At 47.7% G+C, this 20810-nt stretch carries 19 protein-coding genes; 13 read left to right on the top strand and 6 right to left on the bottom strand.

The window, feature by feature from the left end; all coding sequences use genetic code 11:
• Window positions 1-428: 428 nt before the first annotated feature.
• The 6 genes from C5O23_RS09165 (at window position 429) to C5O23_RS14310 (ending at window position 6102) form a co-directional block, all read left to right on the top strand.
• Window positions 429-1154, top strand: coding sequence for a hypothetical protein (locus tag C5O23_RS09165; RefSeq protein ID WP_107032642.1), 726 nt, complete (start codon window positions 429-431; stop codon window positions 1152-1154).
• Window positions 1151-1615 carry a hypothetical protein gene (locus C5O23_RS09160; RefSeq protein ID WP_133166538.1) on the top strand — a complete coding sequence of 155 codons (465 nt, stop codon included), beginning with the start codon at window positions 1151-1153 and terminating at the stop codon, window positions 1613-1615. Before C5O23_RS09165 ends, C5O23_RS09160 begins: the two co-directional genes overlap by 4 nt.
• Before the next feature lie 695 nt (window positions 1616-2310).
• Window positions 2311-3084 (top strand): alpha/beta fold hydrolase, encoded by a 774-nt coding sequence (locus tag C5O23_RS09155; RefSeq protein WP_107032640.1) that lies wholly within the window; start codon window positions 2311-2313, stop codon window positions 3082-3084.
• 15 nt (window positions 3085-3099) lie between these two features.
• The gene (locus C5O23_RS09150; RefSeq protein ID WP_107032639.1) at window positions 3100-4683 is read left to right on the top strand and encodes a Mur ligase family protein; all 1584 of its coding nucleotides are present in this window, start codon (window positions 3100-3102) and stop codon (window positions 4681-4683) included.
• Between the two features lie 36 nt (window positions 4684-4719).
• Window positions 4720-5919 carry a D-alanine--D-alanine ligase family protein gene (locus C5O23_RS09145; protein WP_107032638.1) on the top strand — a complete coding sequence of 400 codons (1200 nt, stop codon included), beginning with the start codon at window positions 4720-4722 and terminating at the stop codon, window positions 5917-5919.
• A gap of 6 nt (window positions 5920-5925) precedes the next feature.
• Entirely contained in the window at window positions 5926-6102 is a 177-nt protein-coding gene (locus C5O23_RS14310; RefSeq protein WP_161553583.1) for a hypothetical protein, read from the top strand.
• Window positions 6103-6132: 30 nt separating this feature from the next.
• Here C5O23_RS14310 and rlmH read toward each other — a convergent pair whose 3' ends face one another.
• Window positions 6133-6606, bottom strand: coding sequence for a 23S rRNA (pseudouridine(1915)-N(3))-methyltransferase RlmH (gene rlmH, locus C5O23_RS09140; RefSeq protein WP_107032637.1), 474 nt, complete (start codon window positions 6604-6606; stop codon window positions 6133-6135).
• A gap of 26 nt (window positions 6607-6632) precedes the next feature.
• Here rlmH and nadC point away from each other — a divergent pair, with 26 nt between their 5' ends.
• A complete protein-coding gene (nadC, locus tag C5O23_RS09135) occupies window positions 6633-7481 on the top strand; it encodes a carboxylating nicotinate-nucleotide diphosphorylase (protein ID WP_107032636.1) in 849 nt (282 codons plus the stop codon).
• 18 nt (window positions 7482-7499) lie between these two features.
• Here the strand turns inward: nadC and C5O23_RS09130 are convergent, their stop codons facing one another.
• On the bottom strand, window positions 7500-8141 hold the full coding sequence (locus tag C5O23_RS09130) for an HAD family hydrolase (RefSeq protein WP_107032635.1): 642 nt from the start codon (window positions 8139-8141) through the stop codon (window positions 7500-7502).
• 227 nt (window positions 8142-8368) lie between these two features.
• Here C5O23_RS09130 and purL point away from each other — a divergent pair, with 227 nt between their 5' ends.
• Genes purL through C5O23_RS09110 form a run of 4 tightly spaced genes read left to right on the top strand, consistent with a single transcriptional unit; the run spans window position 8369 to window position 15741 of the window.
• Window positions 8369-12073, top strand: a complete 3705-nt coding sequence (purL, locus tag C5O23_RS09125) for a phosphoribosylformylglycinamidine synthase (RefSeq protein WP_107032634.1) — start codon at window positions 8369-8371, stop codon at window positions 12071-12073.
• A gap of 39 nt (window positions 12074-12112) precedes the next feature.
• On the top strand, window positions 12113-12985 hold the full coding sequence (locus C5O23_RS09120) for an electron transfer flavoprotein subunit beta/FixA family protein (RefSeq protein WP_107032633.1): 873 nt from the start codon (window positions 12113-12115) through the stop codon (window positions 12983-12985).
• 8 nt (window positions 12986-12993) lie between these two features.
• Window positions 12994-14019, top strand: coding sequence for an electron transfer flavoprotein subunit alpha/FixB family protein (locus C5O23_RS09115; protein ID WP_107032632.1), 1026 nt, complete (start codon window positions 12994-12996; stop codon window positions 14017-14019).
• 18 nt (window positions 14020-14037) lie between these two features.
• Window positions 14038-15741, top strand: a complete 1704-nt coding sequence (locus C5O23_RS09110) for an acyl-CoA dehydrogenase family protein (protein WP_107032631.1) — start codon at window positions 14038-14040, stop codon at window positions 15739-15741.
• A gap of 180 nt (window positions 15742-15921) precedes the next feature.
• Here the strand turns inward: C5O23_RS09110 and galE are convergent, their stop codons facing one another.
• Genes galE through C5O23_RS09090 form a run of 4 tightly spaced genes read right to left on the bottom strand, consistent with a single transcriptional unit; the run spans window position 15922 to window position 19507 of the window.
• Window positions 15922-16953 (bottom strand): UDP-glucose 4-epimerase GalE, encoded by a 1032-nt coding sequence (galE, locus tag C5O23_RS09105; protein ID WP_107032630.1) that lies wholly within the window; start codon window positions 16951-16953, stop codon window positions 15922-15924.
• Between the two features lie 35 nt (window positions 16954-16988).
• Window positions 16989-17933, bottom strand: a complete 945-nt coding sequence (locus tag C5O23_RS09100) for a GNAT family N-acetyltransferase (protein WP_107032629.1) — start codon at window positions 17931-17933, stop codon at window positions 16989-16991.
• A 28-nt stretch (window positions 17934-17961) separates the two neighbouring features.
• A complete protein-coding gene (locus C5O23_RS09095; RefSeq protein ID WP_161553582.1) occupies window positions 17962-18798 on the bottom strand; it encodes a 1-acyl-sn-glycerol-3-phosphate acyltransferase in 837 nt (278 codons plus the stop codon).
• A 31-nt stretch (window positions 18799-18829) separates the two neighbouring features.
• Complete coding sequence (locus C5O23_RS09090) at window positions 18830-19507, bottom strand: RluA family pseudouridine synthase (protein ID WP_107032627.1); 678 nt, start codon at window positions 19505-19507, stop codon at window positions 18830-18832.
• Window positions 19508-19610: 103 nt separating this feature from the next.
• On the opposite strand from C5O23_RS09090, the gene C5O23_RS09085 reads away from it, so the two are divergent.
• Both C5O23_RS09085 and ruvA read left to right on the top strand, forming a co-directional pair.
• Window positions 19611-20012 carry a hypothetical protein gene (locus C5O23_RS09085; RefSeq protein ID WP_107032626.1) on the top strand — a complete coding sequence of 134 codons (402 nt, stop codon included), beginning with the start codon at window positions 19611-19613 and terminating at the stop codon, window positions 20010-20012.
• Between the two features lie 170 nt (window positions 20013-20182).
• Window positions 20183-20776, top strand: a complete 594-nt coding sequence (gene ruvA, locus C5O23_RS09080; RefSeq protein ID WP_107032625.1) for a Holliday junction branch migration protein RuvA — start codon at window positions 20183-20185, stop codon at window positions 20774-20776.
• The last annotated feature ends 34 nt before the right edge of the window (window positions 20777-20810 follow it).

Raw genomic sequence — 20810 nt, 5'->3', positions numbered from 1 at the left:
TGGCCAAATTTTCATTGCACTTATTTTCTTGAAAATCAGAGGTTAAAGCCTCTCCGCCCGTACTGCTCTCGCTATAAAATAACACATTTGTCGAGAATGAGACGAAATCTTAAATGAAAGAGCCGTGTATATCTATGACCAAACCAAGCTTATTTTTGCACAAGCTATTGACACGAGCCATAAAAAGTTGTATCTTTGCGAATGATTGGAAGTATCCAGTCACGACATTTTGGAAAAATAAGAAGCGTTATGCGTATCTTGTAGTTTGAGAACGTAGGAAATTCACAAACATGTGCGAGAGAACCACTATTGTTACATCTGCACAAATGGTTTCCTACGACCTTCAAACTAAAACGTGGCATAGTTGGCTCACGTTTCTGCATTATAATTTAATCTCCCCATCGGGTCAATGGTGAACGTAATAGAATATGAATAAGCCACTAATTTTCGTGACACTACTGTCGCTCGGTTTTTCATTATCATCATGTCGTGATGATAATACCGTTTTCAATGAGCCTACTCCAATCAGAGCATACGAAACTGATGCTCAGATATTATCGCAGTTTGTGGATGTTGATAATGTCTCTGGGAGATTCTTCATTAATCCAGATAAAAAAATTAATGCCTCCGATTATATTGTCAACCGCAGTCGCGAGGAGCTTATGGAGGTAAGCTCGTTCAACAGAGAGAGGTTCATCGGTGAAATGGAGGAAATAAACGGTCTATTGTACTCCATCAAACGCTCAGGAATTGCAACCGCAATGATATATTCCACGGCTACCTCAAATACAATCATACAAGGAAGCAACACGGAGTTCATAGAAATAGAAAATTGCGGAATAACATCGAGAGGTGGTAGCAATGTCGCCAATCTTACCGTAGATTCAAGGAGATGCGAATCAACGAGCTTTTACTCTCAAGAAGAGATGACGCTGAATGTTTCTGCAAGTAGTAAATCGTTGTTCTACTACTACCAGCTATCATTTGGCGATACTTCAAATCCAGATAAAGGGATCGTTGTTTTTTCGGGGATACGAAATCCCAGAGAGAATAATTCATATAGGATAATCTCAAAATTCGGCAATGGGTGGATGTCCATCGGGGGAGAAAACCTTATCGGCGACGGAATGTTGTCAGTTTCAGTTTCAAGATGAAATCAGTAGTAATCCCAGTTTTCGCTTGTATGTTGGCGGTTTTGTCGTCATGTGAAGGGCGTTCAGGCTATCTTGATGAAGGTCAGCAAACGACAGTGACAATGTTGACTGATGTCGAATGGCTTATGTCGTACGCCGATTATGGCTATGGTAGTGTAGAAACCTATGACGATGAAACTAGGATATATAAGTTTGACAAAACCGGCAAGGGTTGGTTTGCCAGCGGGTCGTTCACTGATATTTCTAAAAAAGACGATGTGAGCTATTATCAATGGACTTTCACAACAGAGAATTTTTTAGTCATATACATGACCGGACATTCCGTGGAGGGCTATTGGTATATTGAAAAATTAACGCCTAATGAACTTTGGGTACAATGGACGCAACAAGATCCCGCCCTACATCCGAATCAAGATAAAGATATATACAAATTCAAAGCTCGGAAAGTTATAAAACAATGAATGTGAACAAAATATTTTTAGAGGTTGTTTAAAAACAATAGTTAAAATCTGAGTGGTGTATCTTTTAGATAAATTGTTGCAAATGAGGAAGGAGCATAGCGAGCTATGTGACTGACGAATTTCAACAATTTAGCAAAAGAGACACCAAGGCTTAGGTAATTTAAAAAACACTCAGACATGAAATTACTAAAAGGGAAAAAGACAATACCCTCGCCTGCGAAAGTTTTGGGTGCCTATGACTCTTCATCTCAGTCACATAGCTCGCTATGCTCCTTCAATTCAGAGCCATATCCACCTCAAAACTTTCGCTCAGATTTTAACTATTGTCTTTAAACAACCTCTTATTATTACTATGTGCGATATGCCTGTTTAAATAAGTAGAAAATCTTACAAATCAGTCAAATTTGCGTATTGGCTAAGTTGTTGATAATCATTGCAACTATCTATATTCAGTTATATTCTTTTCCCCACGTTAAGTTATCCGTTGTTTCATTCAAGACACCTTAGAATCGCAACTTTCTTTGAGACTGTTGTCTGTGGAAGTGCTGATCAATGATATGTAATCCAAGAAAGGGGGTTCGGAAAAACACAACACAAAAAACTCGAAGGCGGTATTCTGACTACAAACTTTTTGGCTTGACAAGCATGTTTATTCATTGCTTTTTCATAATTTTGCAAGTCAATTAGCAATACAGATGGATAAGGAAATCATTTTTGACGAACGGCGATTCCATTTTACCGATAACGGTGACGAGACAGCCACGATTGTGCTCATGCACGGTTGGGGTTGCGATCATTCAACCCTTGCCTCTGTCGAGCGTACAGCTCTTGCCTGCGGTTATCGTGTGATAAATGTGGATTTCCCCGGTTTCGGACAGTCAGAAGAGCCGGAAGAAGTCTGGGGAGTTGAGCAATACACACGCCTGATCGAACATCTGATCGACAGTCTGTCGCTAAAAACACCGCCTGTATTGCTCGGACACTCTTTCGGGGGCCGTATCGGTATCCTCTATTCCTCACGCAATCCTGTAGAAAAACTCATATTGGTTGATGCGGCCGGCATCAAGCCTAAACGCACATTCAGATACTACTGGAAGATTTACACATTCAAAACCTTGAAACGACTGATGTATCTGATATTCGGCCACGATGAAGCCGAACGCCGTCTTGACAAGCGGAGAGCAAAAGCCGGATCAAGTGACTATGCGGGGGCCTCGCCGATGATGCGCCGGATCCTCTCAAAAGTAGTAAATGAAGACCTCAGTGACAGACTGCCGATGATCAAAGCCCCCACACTTCTCATCTGGGGAGAGAATGACACTGCGACTCCGATCAGCGACGCCCGCAAGATGGAAAAACACATCCCCGGCGCAGGGCTGGTCTCTTTCGCCGGCTGTGGCCATTATAGTTTCCTTGATAATCCCGGCCAGTTTGCCGCTGTGTTGCGCAGCTTTCTAACCGCCAAATAAAATCAAAACAGAATCATGCTTGTATATATTACCATTATCATAGCTGTCATAGCACTTGTGTTTGAATTCAGACGACAGCTAATGATGCTTCAGCAGAACTCCTATCGCAATGACCGCTACAGCCGCTGGCTTTCAACGTCACAAGACAGCACCTCCGCCATGCGTCTGGTCAGCGGAGCCGTATTACTGGCCTCTCTGTCAACTCTGACACCGGCAATATGGATCTCAGCAGGGCTCATATGCGCAGTGTCTCTGACAAACACAATCATCCTTGCCCGAAAGAAATACAAAAAACCGCTTGTGATGACCCGACGGGCCTCCCGCATACTGCTAACGATGCTTTTGCTGGCTGCAATACCCACTGTGATCTGCCTCTTTGTCTGCCAGGCTCAAGGAGCGTCACTGATATTTGTAGCTGACATCATCCTTGCCGCATTCTGTTTTTCACAGAGCTTTGCTCTTGTAGCAAACTGGCTGCTGAAGCCGGTCGAAGCCAATATCAATCGCAAATACTATCAGGATGCCGAGCGGATTCTACGCGGAATGCCAGATCTGAAAATCATCGGTGTGACCGGAAGCTATGGAAAAACAAGCACCAAACACTATCTCAACCGCATTCTTTCGGAGAAATATGATGTGATGATGACTCCGGGCAGTTTCAACACCACGATGGGTGTGATCCGCACCGTCAGAGAATATCTCAAGCCCTATAACGAAGTATTCATTGTTGAAATGGGGGCCAAGCAACCGGGCGATATCAAAGAAATCTGCGATCTGGTGCATCCTGAGATCGGAATCGTGACAGCGGTAGGCGAGCAGCATCTCGAATCGTTCAAGACCATTGAGAATGTGCAGCGGACAAAATTTGAGCTCATAGACTCGCTCCCGACTGACGGACTTGCTGTAGTCAACAATGATTTCCCCTTCGTTGCCAACCGCAAGGTTGACAACGTCAAGTGCATCCGCTATGCTGTAAGTGAATGTGGCCCGGCCCAGTATATAGCCGAAGATATACGATATTCAGCTCATGGCACCTCATTCACAGTAGTTACTCCGACAGGTGAAAAATTCGGATTTTCAACCCATTTGGTAGGCGAATGCAATGTATCAAACTTACTGGCCGCTATAATAGTAGCGTTAAGGCTTGAAGTTCCGATTGAAAAAATCAGCTATGCCGTCAATGACATCCAACAGGTGGAACACCGCCTGAATATGAAACGTACGCCCGGAGGCGTGACCATCATAGACGATGCCTTCAACTCCAATCCCACAGGGTCGAAAATGGCACTCGACGTATTGAAAATGATGACCGGCGGACGACGCATAATCGTCACTCCCGGAATGATCGAACTCGGAGAACGTCAGGAGGAACTGAATGCGAAATTTGGCGAATACATAGCCGGAGCCGCCGACATAGCCATCATAGTCGGGCACTATAACCGTGAAGCCATCATCTCTGGCATCAAGTCAACCGACACGACATCACTTGACGTGCACACCGTCAACTCTTTCAGCGAAGCCCAGCAATTACTGGCAACAACCCTAAAACCGGGCGATACCATCCTCTACGAAAATGATCTCCCGGATACATTCAAATAAATAAAACACTCTATTCTGATTATACAACAACACAAAATGAAAACAAACATCGGAGTCTTTTTTGGCGGACGCTCTACCGAGCATGAGATTTCTGTTATCTCGGCATCGCAAGCCATGCATGCAATAAACCGCGACAAATATGACGTCACACCTATATATATAACTAAGCAGGGGCGGTTCTATACCGGCGATGCTTTATTTGAAATTTCCAACTACCGCAACATCCCTTCGCTGCTTGAAAAATGCACCGAAGTCTATCTGAAACCGATTTATGGCGACTATAATCTCTACCGCGCCAAAACCGGCGGACTATTCGGAGCCAAAGGCCCGGTCTGCACACTTGACGTAGCCATCCCCGTGCTTCACGGAACCAATGTTGAAGACGGAATTTTCGAAGGTGTGCTTGAAACAATCGGAATCCCATATGCCGGATGCGACACCCTTGCGAGTGCCAATGGTATGGACAAGATCACGATGAAAATGATTTTGCGCGAATCCGGAGTGCCCGTGATTGACTATGTATGGTTCACCGACAAGCAGTGGTTCAGTCAACGAGACGAGCTTATCGCAAAAATTGAAGAAAAAATCGGTTATCCGGTAATTGTCAAGCCCGCCAATCTTGGATCAAGCGTAGGCATCGGGCGAGCCGGCAATAGAGAGCAGCTTATTGAAAAGGTAGACATCGCCCAGAAATACAGCTCACGGCTCATTGTCGAGCACATGGTCGACAATCTAAAAGAAATCAACTGTTCTGTGCTCGGAGACTGCGATGAATATGAGTCATCAGTACTCGAAGAACCTATAAAAAGCGCTGAAATCCTTTCATATGAAGATAAATACATGGGAGGTACAAAAGGAGCTAAAGGCATGCAGGCATCACAGAAAAGAATTCCGGCGGAACTTCCGGCGGAAATGACTGATAGAATCCGCCACCTTGCCGGAGAGACATTCCGAGTGCTCAGCTGTCACGGAGTGAGCCGCATCGACTTCATTGTCGATGATGACACCAATGAAATATTTGTCAATGAAATCAACACAATACCCGGTTCTCTTTCATTCTATCTTTGGGAAGCCACCGGTCTGTCATTCGACAAGCTCATGGATCGTCTTGTACAGCTCGCTCTTAAACGCAAACGCGAACAAGGCCTGAAAACCGTCAGCTATGACCAAAACATCTTCTCTATGTCAGGTGGTGTCAAAGGTGGTGTCAAAGGAGCTAAATCACCCAAACACTGATCTGGCATGGGAAGCATCGGTTTCTGGATCGCATACTGCATCGGCTTCGGGATTCTCGGCGGAGGTCTCTATACATATATGTCTGGGCGCAAAAAACGCCGCTGGGCCCTTTTCATCAGAGCCACACTCATATATACAGCCTTTGCTCTGGCATTCGTGTGGCTGCTCTATAAAATAGCATAGATCTGCCTGAGTGCTCCGCTGCGGAGCCGTTCAATCATGATGATACGGCTCCCCGCGCATGATGGTCATGGCCCGGTAAAGCTGTTCGGCGAAAAACAGTCGCACCATTTCATGAGTGAAAGTCATCCGTGAGAGCGAAAGTTTGTCATCAGCCCTTGAATAGACCTCCTTTGAAAATCCATAAGGGCCACCGATGACGAACACCAGCCGCTTCAGACCCTGGATCATACGGCGTTCGATCATTCCGGAAAATTCTCTTGACGTGAATTCTTTTCCACGCTCGTCAAGAAGCACCACCACATCGCCCGGCTGCAAAGCCGCAAGGATAGCCTGACCCTCACGCTGTTTCTGGCTATCTTCCGAAAATGCTTTTGCAGCCTTGACATCAGGTATGACGCAAAGCTCCATCGGCATGTAGCGGTTACAACGCTTAAAATACTCCGCAATGCCGCGTTCTATGTAATCGGTTGAAGTTTTTCCGACTGCTATCAATGTTATTTTCATGAATCAATTATTTATTCTCCATCAATATGAAAACTAAAGACGAACTTATCGACGATCTTCTCAATCTTGCCTTTGCTGAAGATGTTGGTGACGGCGATCACACCACACTCAGCACCATCCCAGCAGAAGAACAAGGCAGGCAGCATCTTATAGTCAAAGAAGAAGGTATTCTCGCAGGCGTTGAAATAGCACGCAAGGTATTCGAAAAATTCGACCCTCAGTTGAAAATGACCGTATTCATCGAAGATGGCTCTCATGTAAAACCGGGCGATATCGCATTCGAGGTCGAAGGAAGCGTCCGTTCTTTGCTCCAGACTGAGCGCGTAATGCTCAACATCATGCAGCGCATGAGCGGGATAGCAACACAGACAGCCAAATACCAGCAGAAGCTCGAAGGCCTGAAGACCAAAGTTCTTGATACCCGCAAGACCACTCCCGGCATGCGTATGCTTGAAAAAGAAGCCGTGCGTATCGGAGGCGGTTGCAACCACCGCATCGGGCTCTTTGACATGATCCTTATCAAGGACAACCATGTTGATTTTGCCGGTGGCATTCCGCAGGCTGTGAGTGCGGCTCGCAAATATCTTGCCGAGAAAGGCAAAGATCTGAAAATCGAGATTGAAGTCCGCAACGAGGACGAAATCCGCCAGGCTCTTGAGGCGGGAGTCGACCGCATCATGCTTGACAATTTCACCCCTGAGCGCACACGCGAAGCAGTGAAACTCATTCACGGACGCACCGAAATAGAATCATCAGGAGGTATCACCCTTGACACCCTCCGCAGCTATGGCGAATGTGGTGTAGACTTCATCTCAGTCGGAGCACTTACCCACTCTGTCAAAGGCCTTGACATGAGTTTCAAAGCGATGAAATAGCCATATGACGGCAAAGGGTCATTCTGACACCCTTGCCGCCTGCATATCATCAATACTGAAGCCTGCAAAATCATCAATGATTTTGTGGGCTTTTCCGTTGATGCGTTCACGCGAATTGGTTGTGGCAAGCCCGATTACAGTCGCCCCCGAACGGCGTCCGGCCTCAAGCCCCTGCATCGAGTCTTCAAACACGAAACAGTCCTCGATAGGCACTCTGATCATAGATGCGCCTTTCAGGTAGCCTTCTGGATCCGGCTTGCTGTTGGTTACCAGCCCGGCTGTAACAAGTGCGCTCACCATTTCTTTCAACTCAGGATGAGCTTTGAACAGATAGCTCATCTTGACCTCATCACTACTGGTCACAATGGCAAACGGAATTTCTCGCTCAGAAAGGATATGCAGGAATTTTTCCACCCCCGGAATCCAGGGATAAGTCATGTTTTTTTCAAATTCGTGCAGTTCTCTGACAATGCCATCGCGCTCATCCTCCGGAAAGCCTTTAAGAATCTCTGCCAGAGTAGTGCCCTTTATATCGTATGCGAAAGTTTCGCCGCCGACGTTGTAGCGACGTCCCATAGCACCCCAGAATTTAGTGTATTCTCCCTCGCTGTCGACGAGGACTCCGTCAAGATCAAAAAGCACACCTGTTTTTCTTTCCATATTATCAAAGTCTATTAAGAAGCAATAAAAAATCTATTATTAATTCAATGCGGTGTCATCACAACAGTTATGAGCTACACGCATGAGGGTACAAAGGTACAACAATTTCTCAAATTCAACGCTTGGTTAAATGAGAGATTTATTGTAACTTTGCCGTGGGCTACTTTATTTCAGGGAGCGCCCACAAACACCACGATTTCACACCAATCATTGCATATAACAACACTATGGTCGTATTTTTCAAAAAAGGTGCCAACCTTATTTATGCCGTAGAGACTACCCACAAGTTCTCTGACTCAGAAAAAGAGAAACTCGCGTGGCTCTTCGACGGTGCTTCTCCCCTCTCTTCAACTTCGGTAAAAGGGCGATTCATCGGTCCAAGAAAAGAAATGATAACTCCGTGGAGTACCAATGCGGTAGAGATCACCCAGAATATGGGAATCGAAGGAATTACCCGAATCGAGGAATTCCACAAAGTCGGATCAGGCGAACCATCATTTGACAAAATGCTCTCCCGCCTTTATGACGGACTGAACTCCAAAGTGTTTACCACCAACAACACAGCCGCTCCAATAGAGCGTATAGCCGACATCACGGAATATAACAAGCGTGAAGGTCTGGCGCTGAGCGTTGAAGAAGAAGATTATCTGCGCGACCTTAGTGCACGACTGGGACGCCCGCTCACAGACAGTGAAGTTTTCGGTTTCTCTCAGGTCAACAGCGAACACTGCCGTCACAAAATTTTCAACGGCTCTTTCGTTATTGACGGCGAGGAGAAACCGCTTTCATTATTCAAGCTTATCAAAAAGACATCTCAGGTCAACCCCAACAAGCTTGTTTCGGCTTACAAAGACAATGTGGCATTTGTAGAGGGCCCCACTGTAGCTCAGTTCTACCCTACACATCCTGAACGCTCCGACTACTTTGAAGTACGCGACCTCAAAACTGTCCTCTCGCTCAAAGCCGAGACTCACAACTTCCCCACAACAGTAGAGCCGTTCAACGGCGCAGCTACCGGCAGCGGCGGTGAAATACGTGACCGTCTCGGCGGAGGACGCGCCAGTCTGCCATTGGCAGGCACAGCTGTGTATATGACATCATATCCCCGGCTCGGAAACTACCCTTGGGAACTTATGATGAACCCTCGCGCCTGGCTTTATCAGACTCCCGCCGAAATCCTCATCAAAGCCTCTAACGGCGCTTCTGATTTCGGCAACAAGTTCGGTCAGCCCCTCATCTGCGGCTCCCTCCTGACATTCGAGCACGATGAAAACGGCAAAATGTATGCCTACGACAAGGTGATCATGCTTGCCGGAGGTGTAGGCTATGCAGCAGCCAAAGACGCTATCAAGGGAACTCCCGAAGCAGGTGAAGCTGTTGTGGTGATGGGTGGTGACAACTATCGCATCGGCATGGGTGGCGGCGCAGTCTCGTCTGTGGAGACCGGCCAGTATGCTTCCGGCATAGAACTCAATGCCGTGCAACGTGCCAACCCGGAAATGCAGAAGCGCGTCTCAAACGTGATCCGCGCATTGGCTGAGAATGACAACAATCCGATTGTTTCAATCCACGACCACGGCGCAGGCGGTCATCTCAACGCCCTGTCGGAACTCGTTGAAGAAACTGGCGGACGCATCGAAATTGACGCACTCCCTGTAGGTGACAAAACACTCTCGTCAAAAGAAATCATTGGCAACGAAAGCCAGGAGCGCATGGGCATGGTTCTCAAGAAAGAAGATATTGACTATGTCCGCACTATCGCAGAACGCGAACGCGCGCCGATGTACGTGGTCGGAGAAACCACCGGCGACCATCGCTTCGTATTCGAACAGAAGGATGGCGTGAAACCGATCGACCTCGCCATGTCTGACATGTTCGGTTCATCACCCAAGACCACACTCACCGACTCGACTGTCAAGACTGCATATACTGACGGCGAATACAACGAAGATGACATCGATCGCTATGCGGCATCCGTGCTTTCGCTTGAAGCCGTAGCCTGCAAAGACTGGCTCACAAATAAGGTAGACCGCTCGATCACCGGCAAAATAGCCCGTCAGCAGTGCCAGGGTGAAATACAGCTTCCTCTGAGCGACTGCGGCGTAGTAGCCCTTGACTATTCAGGCACCAAAGGTATCGCCACCTCGATCGGCCATGCTCCTCAGGTAGCCTTGATTGATTCAGCAAAGGGTTCTGTAATCGCAGTTGCCGAGGCTCTGACAAACATTGTAGCCACTCCTCTCAGCGATGGCATAAAAGGGCTCTCACTCAGCGCCAACTGGATGTGGCCTTGCAAAAACCCCGGAGAAGACGCAGCTCTCTACCGCGCGGTTGAAGCTTGCTCCGAATTCGCCTGCGAACTTGGAGTCAACATCCCCACCGGAAAAGACTCTCTGTCGATGACCCAGAAATACGGAGCCGACAAGGTCTATGCCCCCGGCACCGTCATCATTTCAGCCGCCGGCGAAGTAAGTGATGTCCGCAAGACTCTCAGCCCCGTGCTCGGAAAGAAAAACTCTATCCTTTATTATATAGATTTCTCATCCGACTCTCTTAAGCTCGGAGGATCGGCACTTGCACAGACCCAGGGCAAACTTGGATCAGAAGCTCCGACCGTATGCGACACCAAGAAATTTGTCACTGCTTTCGAGACGGTGCAGACCCTTGTCAAGCGTGGCAAACTCATGGCTGCCCATGACGTATCTGCCGGAGGTCTTCTGACCACACTCCTTGAAATGACATTCGCCAATACCGACGGAGGCATCGAATTTGACACCACCGGATTCGAACAGCTTGGAGAATCAGATCTTGTAAAGATTCTCTTTGCAGAGAACCCGGCTCTTGTAGCACAGGTTGAAGCATCGAAAATCGCATCTGTCGATGAAATTCTGACAAAAGCAGGTGTGCGCTTCTGCCATATCGGTGCTCCCACCTCTGAACGCACTCTGATCATCAGCCACAATGGCACACAGCGCCTGCTCGGAATCGACTATCTCCGTGATGTATGGTTCCACACCAGCTACCTCATGGATGCACTCCAGAGCGGAGAGAAATGTGCCCGCAGCCGATTTGAGAACTACAAAAAACAGCCTATCCGCTATCGTATGCCCGCCGGTTTTGACGGCAAGCTCGCATCAAGAGGCATCGCACTGCGCCGTGACGGTCATGGAGACCGCGTCAAAGCGGCTATTATCCGCGAAAAGGGTGTCAACGGCGACCGCGAGATGGCCTATTCGCTCTATCTTGCAGGCTTTGATGTCAAGGACGTTCATATGACCGATCTCATGAGTGGCCGTGAGACTCTGGAAGATGTCAACATGATAGTGTTCTGCGGCGGCTTCTCCAACTCCGATGTACTCGGTTCGGCAAAAGGATGGGCCTCAGGCTTCCAATGGGATGAAAACGCCAAACGCGCGCTCAAGAACTTCTTCGCCCGCGAAGACACACTCTCACTCGGCATCTGCAACGGTTGCCAGCTTATGATCGAACTCGGTCTGATCAATCCCGAACACCCGAAAAAGACCAAGATGCTTCACAATGACAGCCACAAGTTCGAATCTCAGTTCCTCGGCGTAAGCATTCCGGCCAACAACTCCGTAATGCTCGGCTCTCTTTCAGGAAGCAAACTGGGCATCTGGGTTGCTCATGGCGAAGGCAAATTCAACCTGCCAATGGCTATGAGTGACTACAATGTTGTGGCCAAATACAATTACAGCGCTTATCCCGGTAATCCCAACGGCTCACGTGCATCTGTAGCCGGCATCTGCTCAGCCGACGGCCGTCATCTCGCCATGATGCCACACCTCGAACGCGCCATCTTCCCCTGGCAGTGCGGCTACTATCCGGCAAGCCGTCGCGCCGATGAAGTCACACCGTGGATCGACGCCTTTATCAACGCCCGCAAATGGGTAGAAGATAAAACTAAGAAATAATTACCTATCTAATAACCCTATAGTCAAACAAACCAAATTATGAGTCTTAACATCATCGTGCTCGCCAAACAGGTGCCTGACACCCGCAATGTGGGCAAAGATGCAATGAAAGAAGATGGCACAATCAACCGTGCGGCATTGCCGGCCATCTTCAATCCCGAAGACTTGAACGCCCTTGAACAGGCGCTCCGTCTCAAGGATGCCAACCCCGGTTCGACCATCACATTGCTTACAATGGGCTTACCGCGCGCGTCAGAAATAATCCGCGAAGCCATCTATCGCGGAGCCGACAGTGGAATAGTACTTACCGACCGTGTGCTCGGCGGAGCAGACACTCTTGCCACTTCCTACTCCCTCGCTCAGGCAGTCAGAAAGTTCGGCAAATATGACATCATTCTCGGTGGCCGCCAGGCTATCGACGGTGACACGGCTCAGGTTGGTCCGCAGATTGCCGAAAAGCTCAGAATCCCTCAGGTGACATATGCCGAGGAAATCATTGAACTTAAAGACGGCTATGTAACAGTAAAACGACGCCTGGAAAACGGCGTTGAAACCGTCAAAGCGCCTCTGCCTTGCGTGGTGACTGTCAACGGATCTGCTCCAGCATGCCGCCCGCGCAATGCAATGAGAGTCCAGAAATACAAATATGCAGTCTCTCCCAGCGAAGCTGCAAAACTCAGTGACAGCCAGAAGGCCCTTCTTGAGAAGCGCCCATACCTCAATCTTAAGGAATGGAGCGCGGCTTATGTCGACGCCGATCCGGCACAGATCGGTCTGCCAGGTTCTCCGACAAAGGTCAAGGCTATTGAAAACGTGGTCTTCACAGCCAAAGATTGCCGTGTACTCTCTGACAATGACGCAGAAATCGAAGATCTCATCAAGGAACTCATCACTAACCACACTATCGGATAAGCAGCACTATGGACCAGAATAATTTAATAGTATATCTCGAATTCGAGGACGGTCGCGTTGCCGATGTCAGCCTCGAACTTCTGACCAAAGGCCGGGTGCTCGCTTCACGACTCGGCGTTAAGCTTGAGGCAATCGTTGTAGGAGACAACCTTGACGGCGTTGAAGAGCAGGTATTCCCTTATGGTGTAGACCGCCTTTATAAAGTATCGGACAAGCGTCTCTATCCCTACACTTCCAATCCTCACTCCGCAGTCCTTATAAACCTTTTCCGCGAAATCAAGCCCCAGGCCTGCCTTATGGGAGCCACCTGCATAGGCCGTGACCTCGGTCCCCGTGTCAGCTCATGTCTGCACAGCGGTCTGACAGCAGACTGCACCTCTCTGGAAATCGGCGATCACACCGATCCAAAGACCGGCAAGGAATACAAGGACCTCCTTCTCCAGATACGCCCAGCATTCGGAGGAAACATCGTTGCCACAATCGTCAATCCGGAATGCCGCCCGCAGATGGCCACTGTGCGTGAAGGTGTGATGAAGAAAGAAATTTTCGATCCCGCCCACAAAGGTGAAATCGTTGAACTCGATGCCGCGAAATATGTATCTGACGAAGATTTTGTAGTTGAAATTCTCGACCGCCATATTGAAAAATCGAAAATCAACATCAAGAACTCCCCCATCATTGTAGCCGGAGGTTACGGAGTAGGTTCAAAAGAAAATTTCCAACTTCTCCACGAACTCGCCGACACACTCGGTGCAGAAGTCGGAGCATCACGTGCTGCCGTCGATGCCGGATTTACCGAACATGCCCGTCAGATCGGACAGACCGGTGTGACTGTACGCCCGAAACTCTATATCGCCTGTGGCATCTCCGGTCAGATCCAGCACATCGCCGGCATGCAGGACAGCTCCATCATCATCTCAATCAACAATGATCCCGCAGCCCCTATCAACACTATAGCCGACTATGTAATCACCGGCAATCTTGAAGAAGTGGTGCCCAAGCTGATCAAATATTACAAGAAAAACTCCAAATAACACGGTAATTCTATAGCAATGGCTAACTTTTATACAGATAATCCCGATCTCAGACACCATCTTACCCATCCTCTGATGGAGAAGATCGTGGCTTTGAAAGAACGTAACTATACCGATGCCGAGAAATTCGACTATGCACCGCTCGACTATGCCGATGCTCAGGACAGCTATGACAAAGTTCTTGAAATCGTAGGCGAAATATGCGGTGACATCATCGCACCCAACGCAGAGGATGTAGACCATCAGGGTCCGCGCGTAGAAAACGGCCGCGTGATCTATGCTGACAAAACACAAGAGAATCTCGAAGCCTGCCGCAAAGCTGGTCTGATGGGCATGGCAATGCCCCGCCGTTACGGAGGTCTCAACTTCCCGATCACTCCCTATATCATGGCTGCCGACATTGTCAGCCGTGCCGACACAGGCTTCGAAAATCTCTGGGGCCTTCAGGATTGCGCCGAGACCATCTATGAATTCGCAGACGAAGCTCAGAAAGAAAAATTCATCACCCGCGTCTGCCAGGGAGAAACCATGTCAATGGACCTTACAGAACCGGATGCCGGATCTGACCTTCAGAGTGTAATGCTAAAGGCCACAGAACAGCCTGACGGCACATGGCTGCTCAACGGCGTGAAGCGCTTCATCACCAATGGCGACAGTGACATTCACCTGGTACTTGCCCGCTCAGAAGCCGGCACAAAAGACGGCCGTGGTCTCTCGATGTTCATCTATGACAAGCGTGACGGAGGTGTTAACGTTCGCCGTATCGAAAACAAGATGGGTATCAAGGGATCTCCCACATGTGAGCTCACATATAAAAATGCAAAAGCCGTTCTCTGCGGATCACGCCGTCTCGGCCTCATCAAATATGTGATGGCTCTCATGAACGGAGCTCGTCTGGGTATCGCCGCACAGAGTGTCGGCGTCAGCGAACTCGCTTACCGCGAAGCTCTCGCCTATGCCCGTGACCGCAAACAGTTCGGTAAAGCCATCATCGAATTCCCGGCTGTCTATGAAATGCTGTCGGTGATGAAAGCCAAACTTGACGCATCCCGTTCGCTTCTCTATGCCTGCGCCCGCTATGTGGACATCTACAAGATCTATGACGATCTGGCAAAAGAACGCAGCCTTACTCCTGAGGAACGCAAGGAGTCGAAGTATTACAGCCGCTTGGCCGATGCCCTCACTCCGCTGGCAAAAGGCATGGGCAGCGAATATTGCAACCAGAATGCTTATGACTGCATCCAGATCCACGGCGGTTCAGGCTTCATGAAAGATTATGCCTGCGAACGTCTCTATCGTGATGCTCGTATCACATCAATTTACGAAGGTACTACCCAGCTGCAGGTTGTGGCCGCTATCCGCCACGTCACTACCGGGACTTACCTTAACCTGATCAACGAATACAATTCAGAGGAAATCAAGCCCGAACTCCAGTCTCTCAAAGACCGTCTGGTTGCCATGACCGAACGCTATGCAAAAGCCGTAGAGGCTGTCACTGCAGTTGAAGATTCGGCCTATGGCGATTTCATGGCCCGACGTCTGGTTGAAATGGCCGGTGTGATTGTGATGAGCTATCTGCTTCTTCTTGATGCCAACCGCAATGAAAGCTTCAAGCGCTCGGCGGAGATTTACACAAATCTTGCCGAAGCAGAAGTCTGCAAGCATGCCGATTTCATTGCCAATTTCAAACCGGCTGAAGTAGAAATATATAAAGTAGACTGATTTTCACCTACTACTAAAAATACTGAAGTCCTGGAAGAGCGACAATTCTTCCAGGACTTCTGCTTTTCTACTGAATTGTTCAAAATTGGCGGCTCACGTCATTTCACATGACATACGCCGCCAGGGTCAGTATATGATAATACTTAGCTTATTCGTCTGTTTTGAATCCGACAGTTGATTTTACATCACACCGCGTTCTCTCAGTTTCAACTGCCATGCCCATGCCGAGCGCATGGTGTCAGCAAGTGTCGATGTGGCTTTCCAGCCCAGAACTTCATTGGCATAAGTCGGATTAGCCCAGACTTTTTCAATATCTCCGGCCCGGCGTCCAACAATTTTGTGGGGCACTTTCACACCGGTAGCCTCTTCAAACACATTGATCAGTTCAAGTACAGAGACTCCGTTGCCGGTTCCAAGATTAAAGATTTCTATTTTGGCATCGCTTTTGTTTTCAAGCATGCGCTTTACTGCGATAACATGGGCCTTGGCAAGATCGACCACATTTATATAGTCGCGGATACAAGATCCGTCAGGTGTGTCATAGTCATTGCCGAACACGCTCAGTTCCTGGCGGATTCCGATAGCTGTCTGCGTCAGATAAGGGATCAGATTCTGAGGCACTCCGTTTGGCAATTCGCCGATCTCGGCTGAAGGATGTGCGCCTACCGGATTGAAATAGCGGAGAATCACACTTTTAAATGGCGCTCCGGCATTGATCACATCTGTGATAATCTCTTCAGAGATCTGCTTAGTGTTGCCGTAAGGCGATGTGGCTTTTTTGATCGGAGCCTTTTCTGTAACCGGATTTTCATCAGGCTCTCCATAGACAGTACATGACGAGGAGAATACAATGCCTTTCACTCCATTCGGCCCCATCAGGTCAAGGAGATTGAGAAGAGTGTTGAGGTTATTACGGTAATAGAGTATTGGCTTATGCATGCTCTCTCCGACAGCTTTTGATGCGGCAAAATTTATAATGCCTTTTATGTCCGGATAATCGGCAAAGAGTTTGGAGAGTGTCTGCATATCCGTGCAGTCTCCTTCAACAAAATCCGGACGGATGCCGGTAATACGTTCTATACCGTCAATCACTTCCCGGTTGGAGTTGGAGAGATCATCAATAATAACAACCGGATAGCCGGCTTGTTGAAGTTCCACAACTGTATGCGAACCGATATATCCGGTTCCGCCTGTAACTAAAATCCTATCCATTTGAATTTTGAATTTAAATTTACTATCGGATATTTTTATTCATCCTCTGAGAGAGGGTGATAAGTACCTATGTGACGCTGCTTCTTTTCTTCAAAAATATCGGAAATGGCAAAAAAGATACCGCTTTCTTCTACATCTCCGAATTCATCGTTTATAGCTGTACCGAACATTTTCATTGTCGGCGAAAGACTCATATAAGAATTGACCAGAGGAGGAATGTTGAATCCGAATTCTCTGACTGCATGGTTGAGAATCCGGTAATCTTCCTTGAATGTCCGTCCGGTAAATAGTCTGTCCATCGCTACAGAATCAAAGCTCTGGTTGAAAGGATGCAGTGGGCGAACAAGTTCCTCTGTATCCGGGAAATGTTTGTGAAGGAAATATAAGATCATATTCCGGCACTCACGATGATAATTCGGATACATGGTCATTTTTCCGAACAGATATTTGATTTCGGGGTAGACCACAGTCAGCGCCCCAAGCCCATCCCAAAGATTATCAAGAGCGAAGATTGCTTTGGCTCCGGCCTTTGATGACTGATATTCAAGTCTCACAAATGACCTTCCGAGTTCTATGGTGTAAGGGAGGTATTCATTTATAAACCTGTCTGAGAAATGAAACATGTGGCTTGTTGCAATACGCGGACGGCCCTGGGCATCCAGTCTGATGTCACGCCCGATTATAAATCTATAACCGCCAAGAATCTGTTTTGCTTCCGGATCCCAGACTATGAGCTGACGACAAGGAGGATCCATCAGATCAAACTCGTCGATATCGCAACTTTTGCCTGTGCCGCCACCGGCCATGCGGAATGCGATTTCACGAAGCCGTCCGACTTCGTTCATGACAGCCTGACATTCGCGGCCGTCCACCACATATATTTCATTATTCCCTTTGTTGGTCGAGCGCAACAGCCGGTCACGGGTAAGTTCGCGCTCTATGAGCACGGGGTCAATAGGGTCTATTATTTTTTCGGTCATCTATCTATTATCAGTTCATATTCATTTTTCACTCCGGCTGACAGCGGTCTGTTTTATCGCACAACTTATAGACTGCTCTACGTAGTTCTTCAGCCTGAGCCTGTGAGTTTTTTCCGCCTCGCAGATCAGTCCAAGGCACCGTCTTCCCGATATGAATATCAAAGATGCTGCCGGCGCTTTTGAAGATTTCACGTGGCAGACAGATCATTTCGATATTGAATTTCAGACCAAGACAGACTCTTAGACGCGCAAATTTATAAAAAAAATGGGAATTATGGCCACTAAAATATACCGGAATTACATTTCGCTTATGCAAAATGGCCTTATTTACCACCATTTTGTGCCATTGCAGGTCAGAGATGGTACCGTCATCTCTTTTCCTTGATACCAGCCCCGCAGGAAACATGATCACCGGCATGTCTGACGCAAAGGCTTCGTCAATCTGTGCAGCGGCTGAACGTGACTGGTCACCATGCTTATTGACCCCTACGAATATATTACGTAAAGGTGTAACGAAATCCAACAGATCGTTCACCACAAAGCGTATGTCTTTCCGGCCTCCATACTGACTGGAAACCATGTCGGCAAGAATCATGCCGTCAAGACCTCCAAGCGGATGATTTGAAACGATAACCACACGGCTGTCAGAAGCAGGAAGCGATCCATGCACATTATACCTAACTCCAAGGTCTCCGATAACCCCGCGACAGAAATCCACCCCATCAAGTGATGCATTGTTCTGAAGCAATTTGTTCAGGCCATCCTGGCAGATGTAATTCTCAAGTTTTCGGATGACCCATCGGGGGATAAACGGATAATAGGCAGAAACGCGCTGGCGCAACACCTCATCCAGATCTATTTTCATGACAGATGGCTGAACAGACATATAGACAATCTCAACTTTCAATGTTAGAAAATGCCTGCCACAGAGGATCCGCAGGAAGCGGTGCGGTCACATCAATCACCTCGCCTGATACCGGATGCACAAATCTGATCCGGCGAGCCATCAGCGAAATAGATCCGTCCGGATTGCTACGTTTGTCTCCATATTTCAGGTCTCCTTTTATCGGGCAGCCGATGGCTGACAACTGAACCCTGATCTGATGCTTGCGCCCGGTCTCAAGCTTTACTTCTATCAGATTATAGCGGTCTGAGCTGCCAAGGAGTCTGTAACTGAGAATCGCCTTTTTTGAGTTTTTCTTTTCTGTCAGCGACGCATAGCTCTTGTTGTTACGCTCGGTAGTAGTGATATAATGTTCCAGACGACCTTCTGGCGATGCCGGTATATTACGGCTTAATGCCCAGTAAGTTTTTTCGACATCGCCATTACGGAACATTTCATTCAGACGAGTCAGAGCTTTTGAAGTTTTGGCAAATACGACAAGGCCGCCAACCGGGCGGTCCAGACGATGAACCACTCCACAGAAAACATTCCCAGGCTTATCATATTTCTCCTTCAGCCAAATCTTTAGCGTTTCAACCAAAGGCTCATCTCCGGTTTTGTCACCCTGGACAATCTCACCCGGAGCTTTATTTACTATTATAATATGATTATCTTCGTAGACAACTTGCATCGCAATTACGATTTTATTTTGCCACAAAGTTAGATATTTTTGGCCATATATTAAAAAAAGAGTAATTTTGCACTCCACATTTACCAATCAAATCATTTTTTTCATGAAACTTATCCGTTATGTCGCTTTCGTGGCTGTAGCAGTCATGATGGCAATGACAACTGCCTGTGGCAGTTCAGACAAGGCTCTTGATCTGGCCGTAGAAGAAATTAACAAACAGCTTGAAGGACAGAAAATGCCCGGCATCGAAAAGATGAGCCTTTCGGCCGATGAAGGCTACATAGTTTACAATTATGTTGTCGATGAAGACCAGGCTGATCTCAGCGTAATGAAAGAATCTGCTGCAGAGCAGAAAGCTCAGGTAAAGGCACAGGTAATCAGTGCTCCTGCCCAACAAAAATTTGTCCAGCTCGTGAAGCTCTCTGACCGCGGTATCAAATTTTCTTATAAAGGCAACAAGAGCGGCGACAGCTACGAGATCGTATTTGAAAACAACGAGCTTTAATCAGCCTCTTGACTGACCGAACCTATCGGCTCCGTGACATTACCAGATTTAATTCCGGCATGTCTCAGAGCCGATTTCTTTTATCTTAACCTCCTCTCAGGCCCTACAATTGCATGTCTTGGCTTTTTAATGTAACTTTGCAGACAAACATAAAATAATATTCCGCAAAAATGTTAGAATACATAAAAGGGCCGGTCTCCGAGCTCACCCCCACATATACCGTGATCGAAGCCGGCAACATAGGCTACATGCTTAATATCTCGCTGGCTACATTTGAGGACATCCAGCGTTCAACCGGAGAAATCAAACTGCTCATACATGAAGTGATCCGCGAAGATGCACATGTACTCTATGGCTTTTTTACTTCACAAGAACGTGAGATGTTCCGTTTGCTCATCGGTGTTTCCGGAGTTGGTCCGAACACCGCTATTCTTATTCTCTCATCCATGCCTGTCACCGGACTGGAGTCTGTCATCAATTCAGGTGACCACAATACGCTCAAAAATGTCAAGGGCATAGGAACAAAGACAGCTCAAAGGATAATTGTTGATCTGAGGGATAAAATAAAACCCACAGACGATACGTTATCTTTACAGTCCAACTCATCCGGCTCTTTCGGAGAAGTGTATGAAGAAGCACTTGCCGCTCTGACAGCCCTTGGCTTTGTCCGGCAGCAGTCACAGAAGGTCCTGAAAAGGATTTTCGATGCTGACCCTGCCGTCAAAGTCGAAACGGCGATAAAAAAAGCATTGAGCATGATGTAGAGATTCGGACACTAACCGGAATTCATCATAGCGA

Origin of the sequence: Duncaniella muris (assembly GCF_003024805.1) — a bacterium.
Classification (GTDB): domain Bacteria; phylum Bacteroidota; class Bacteroidia; order Bacteroidales; family Muribaculaceae; genus Duncaniella; species Duncaniella muris.
This window is presented reverse-complemented; position numbering and strand designations above follow the sequence as displayed.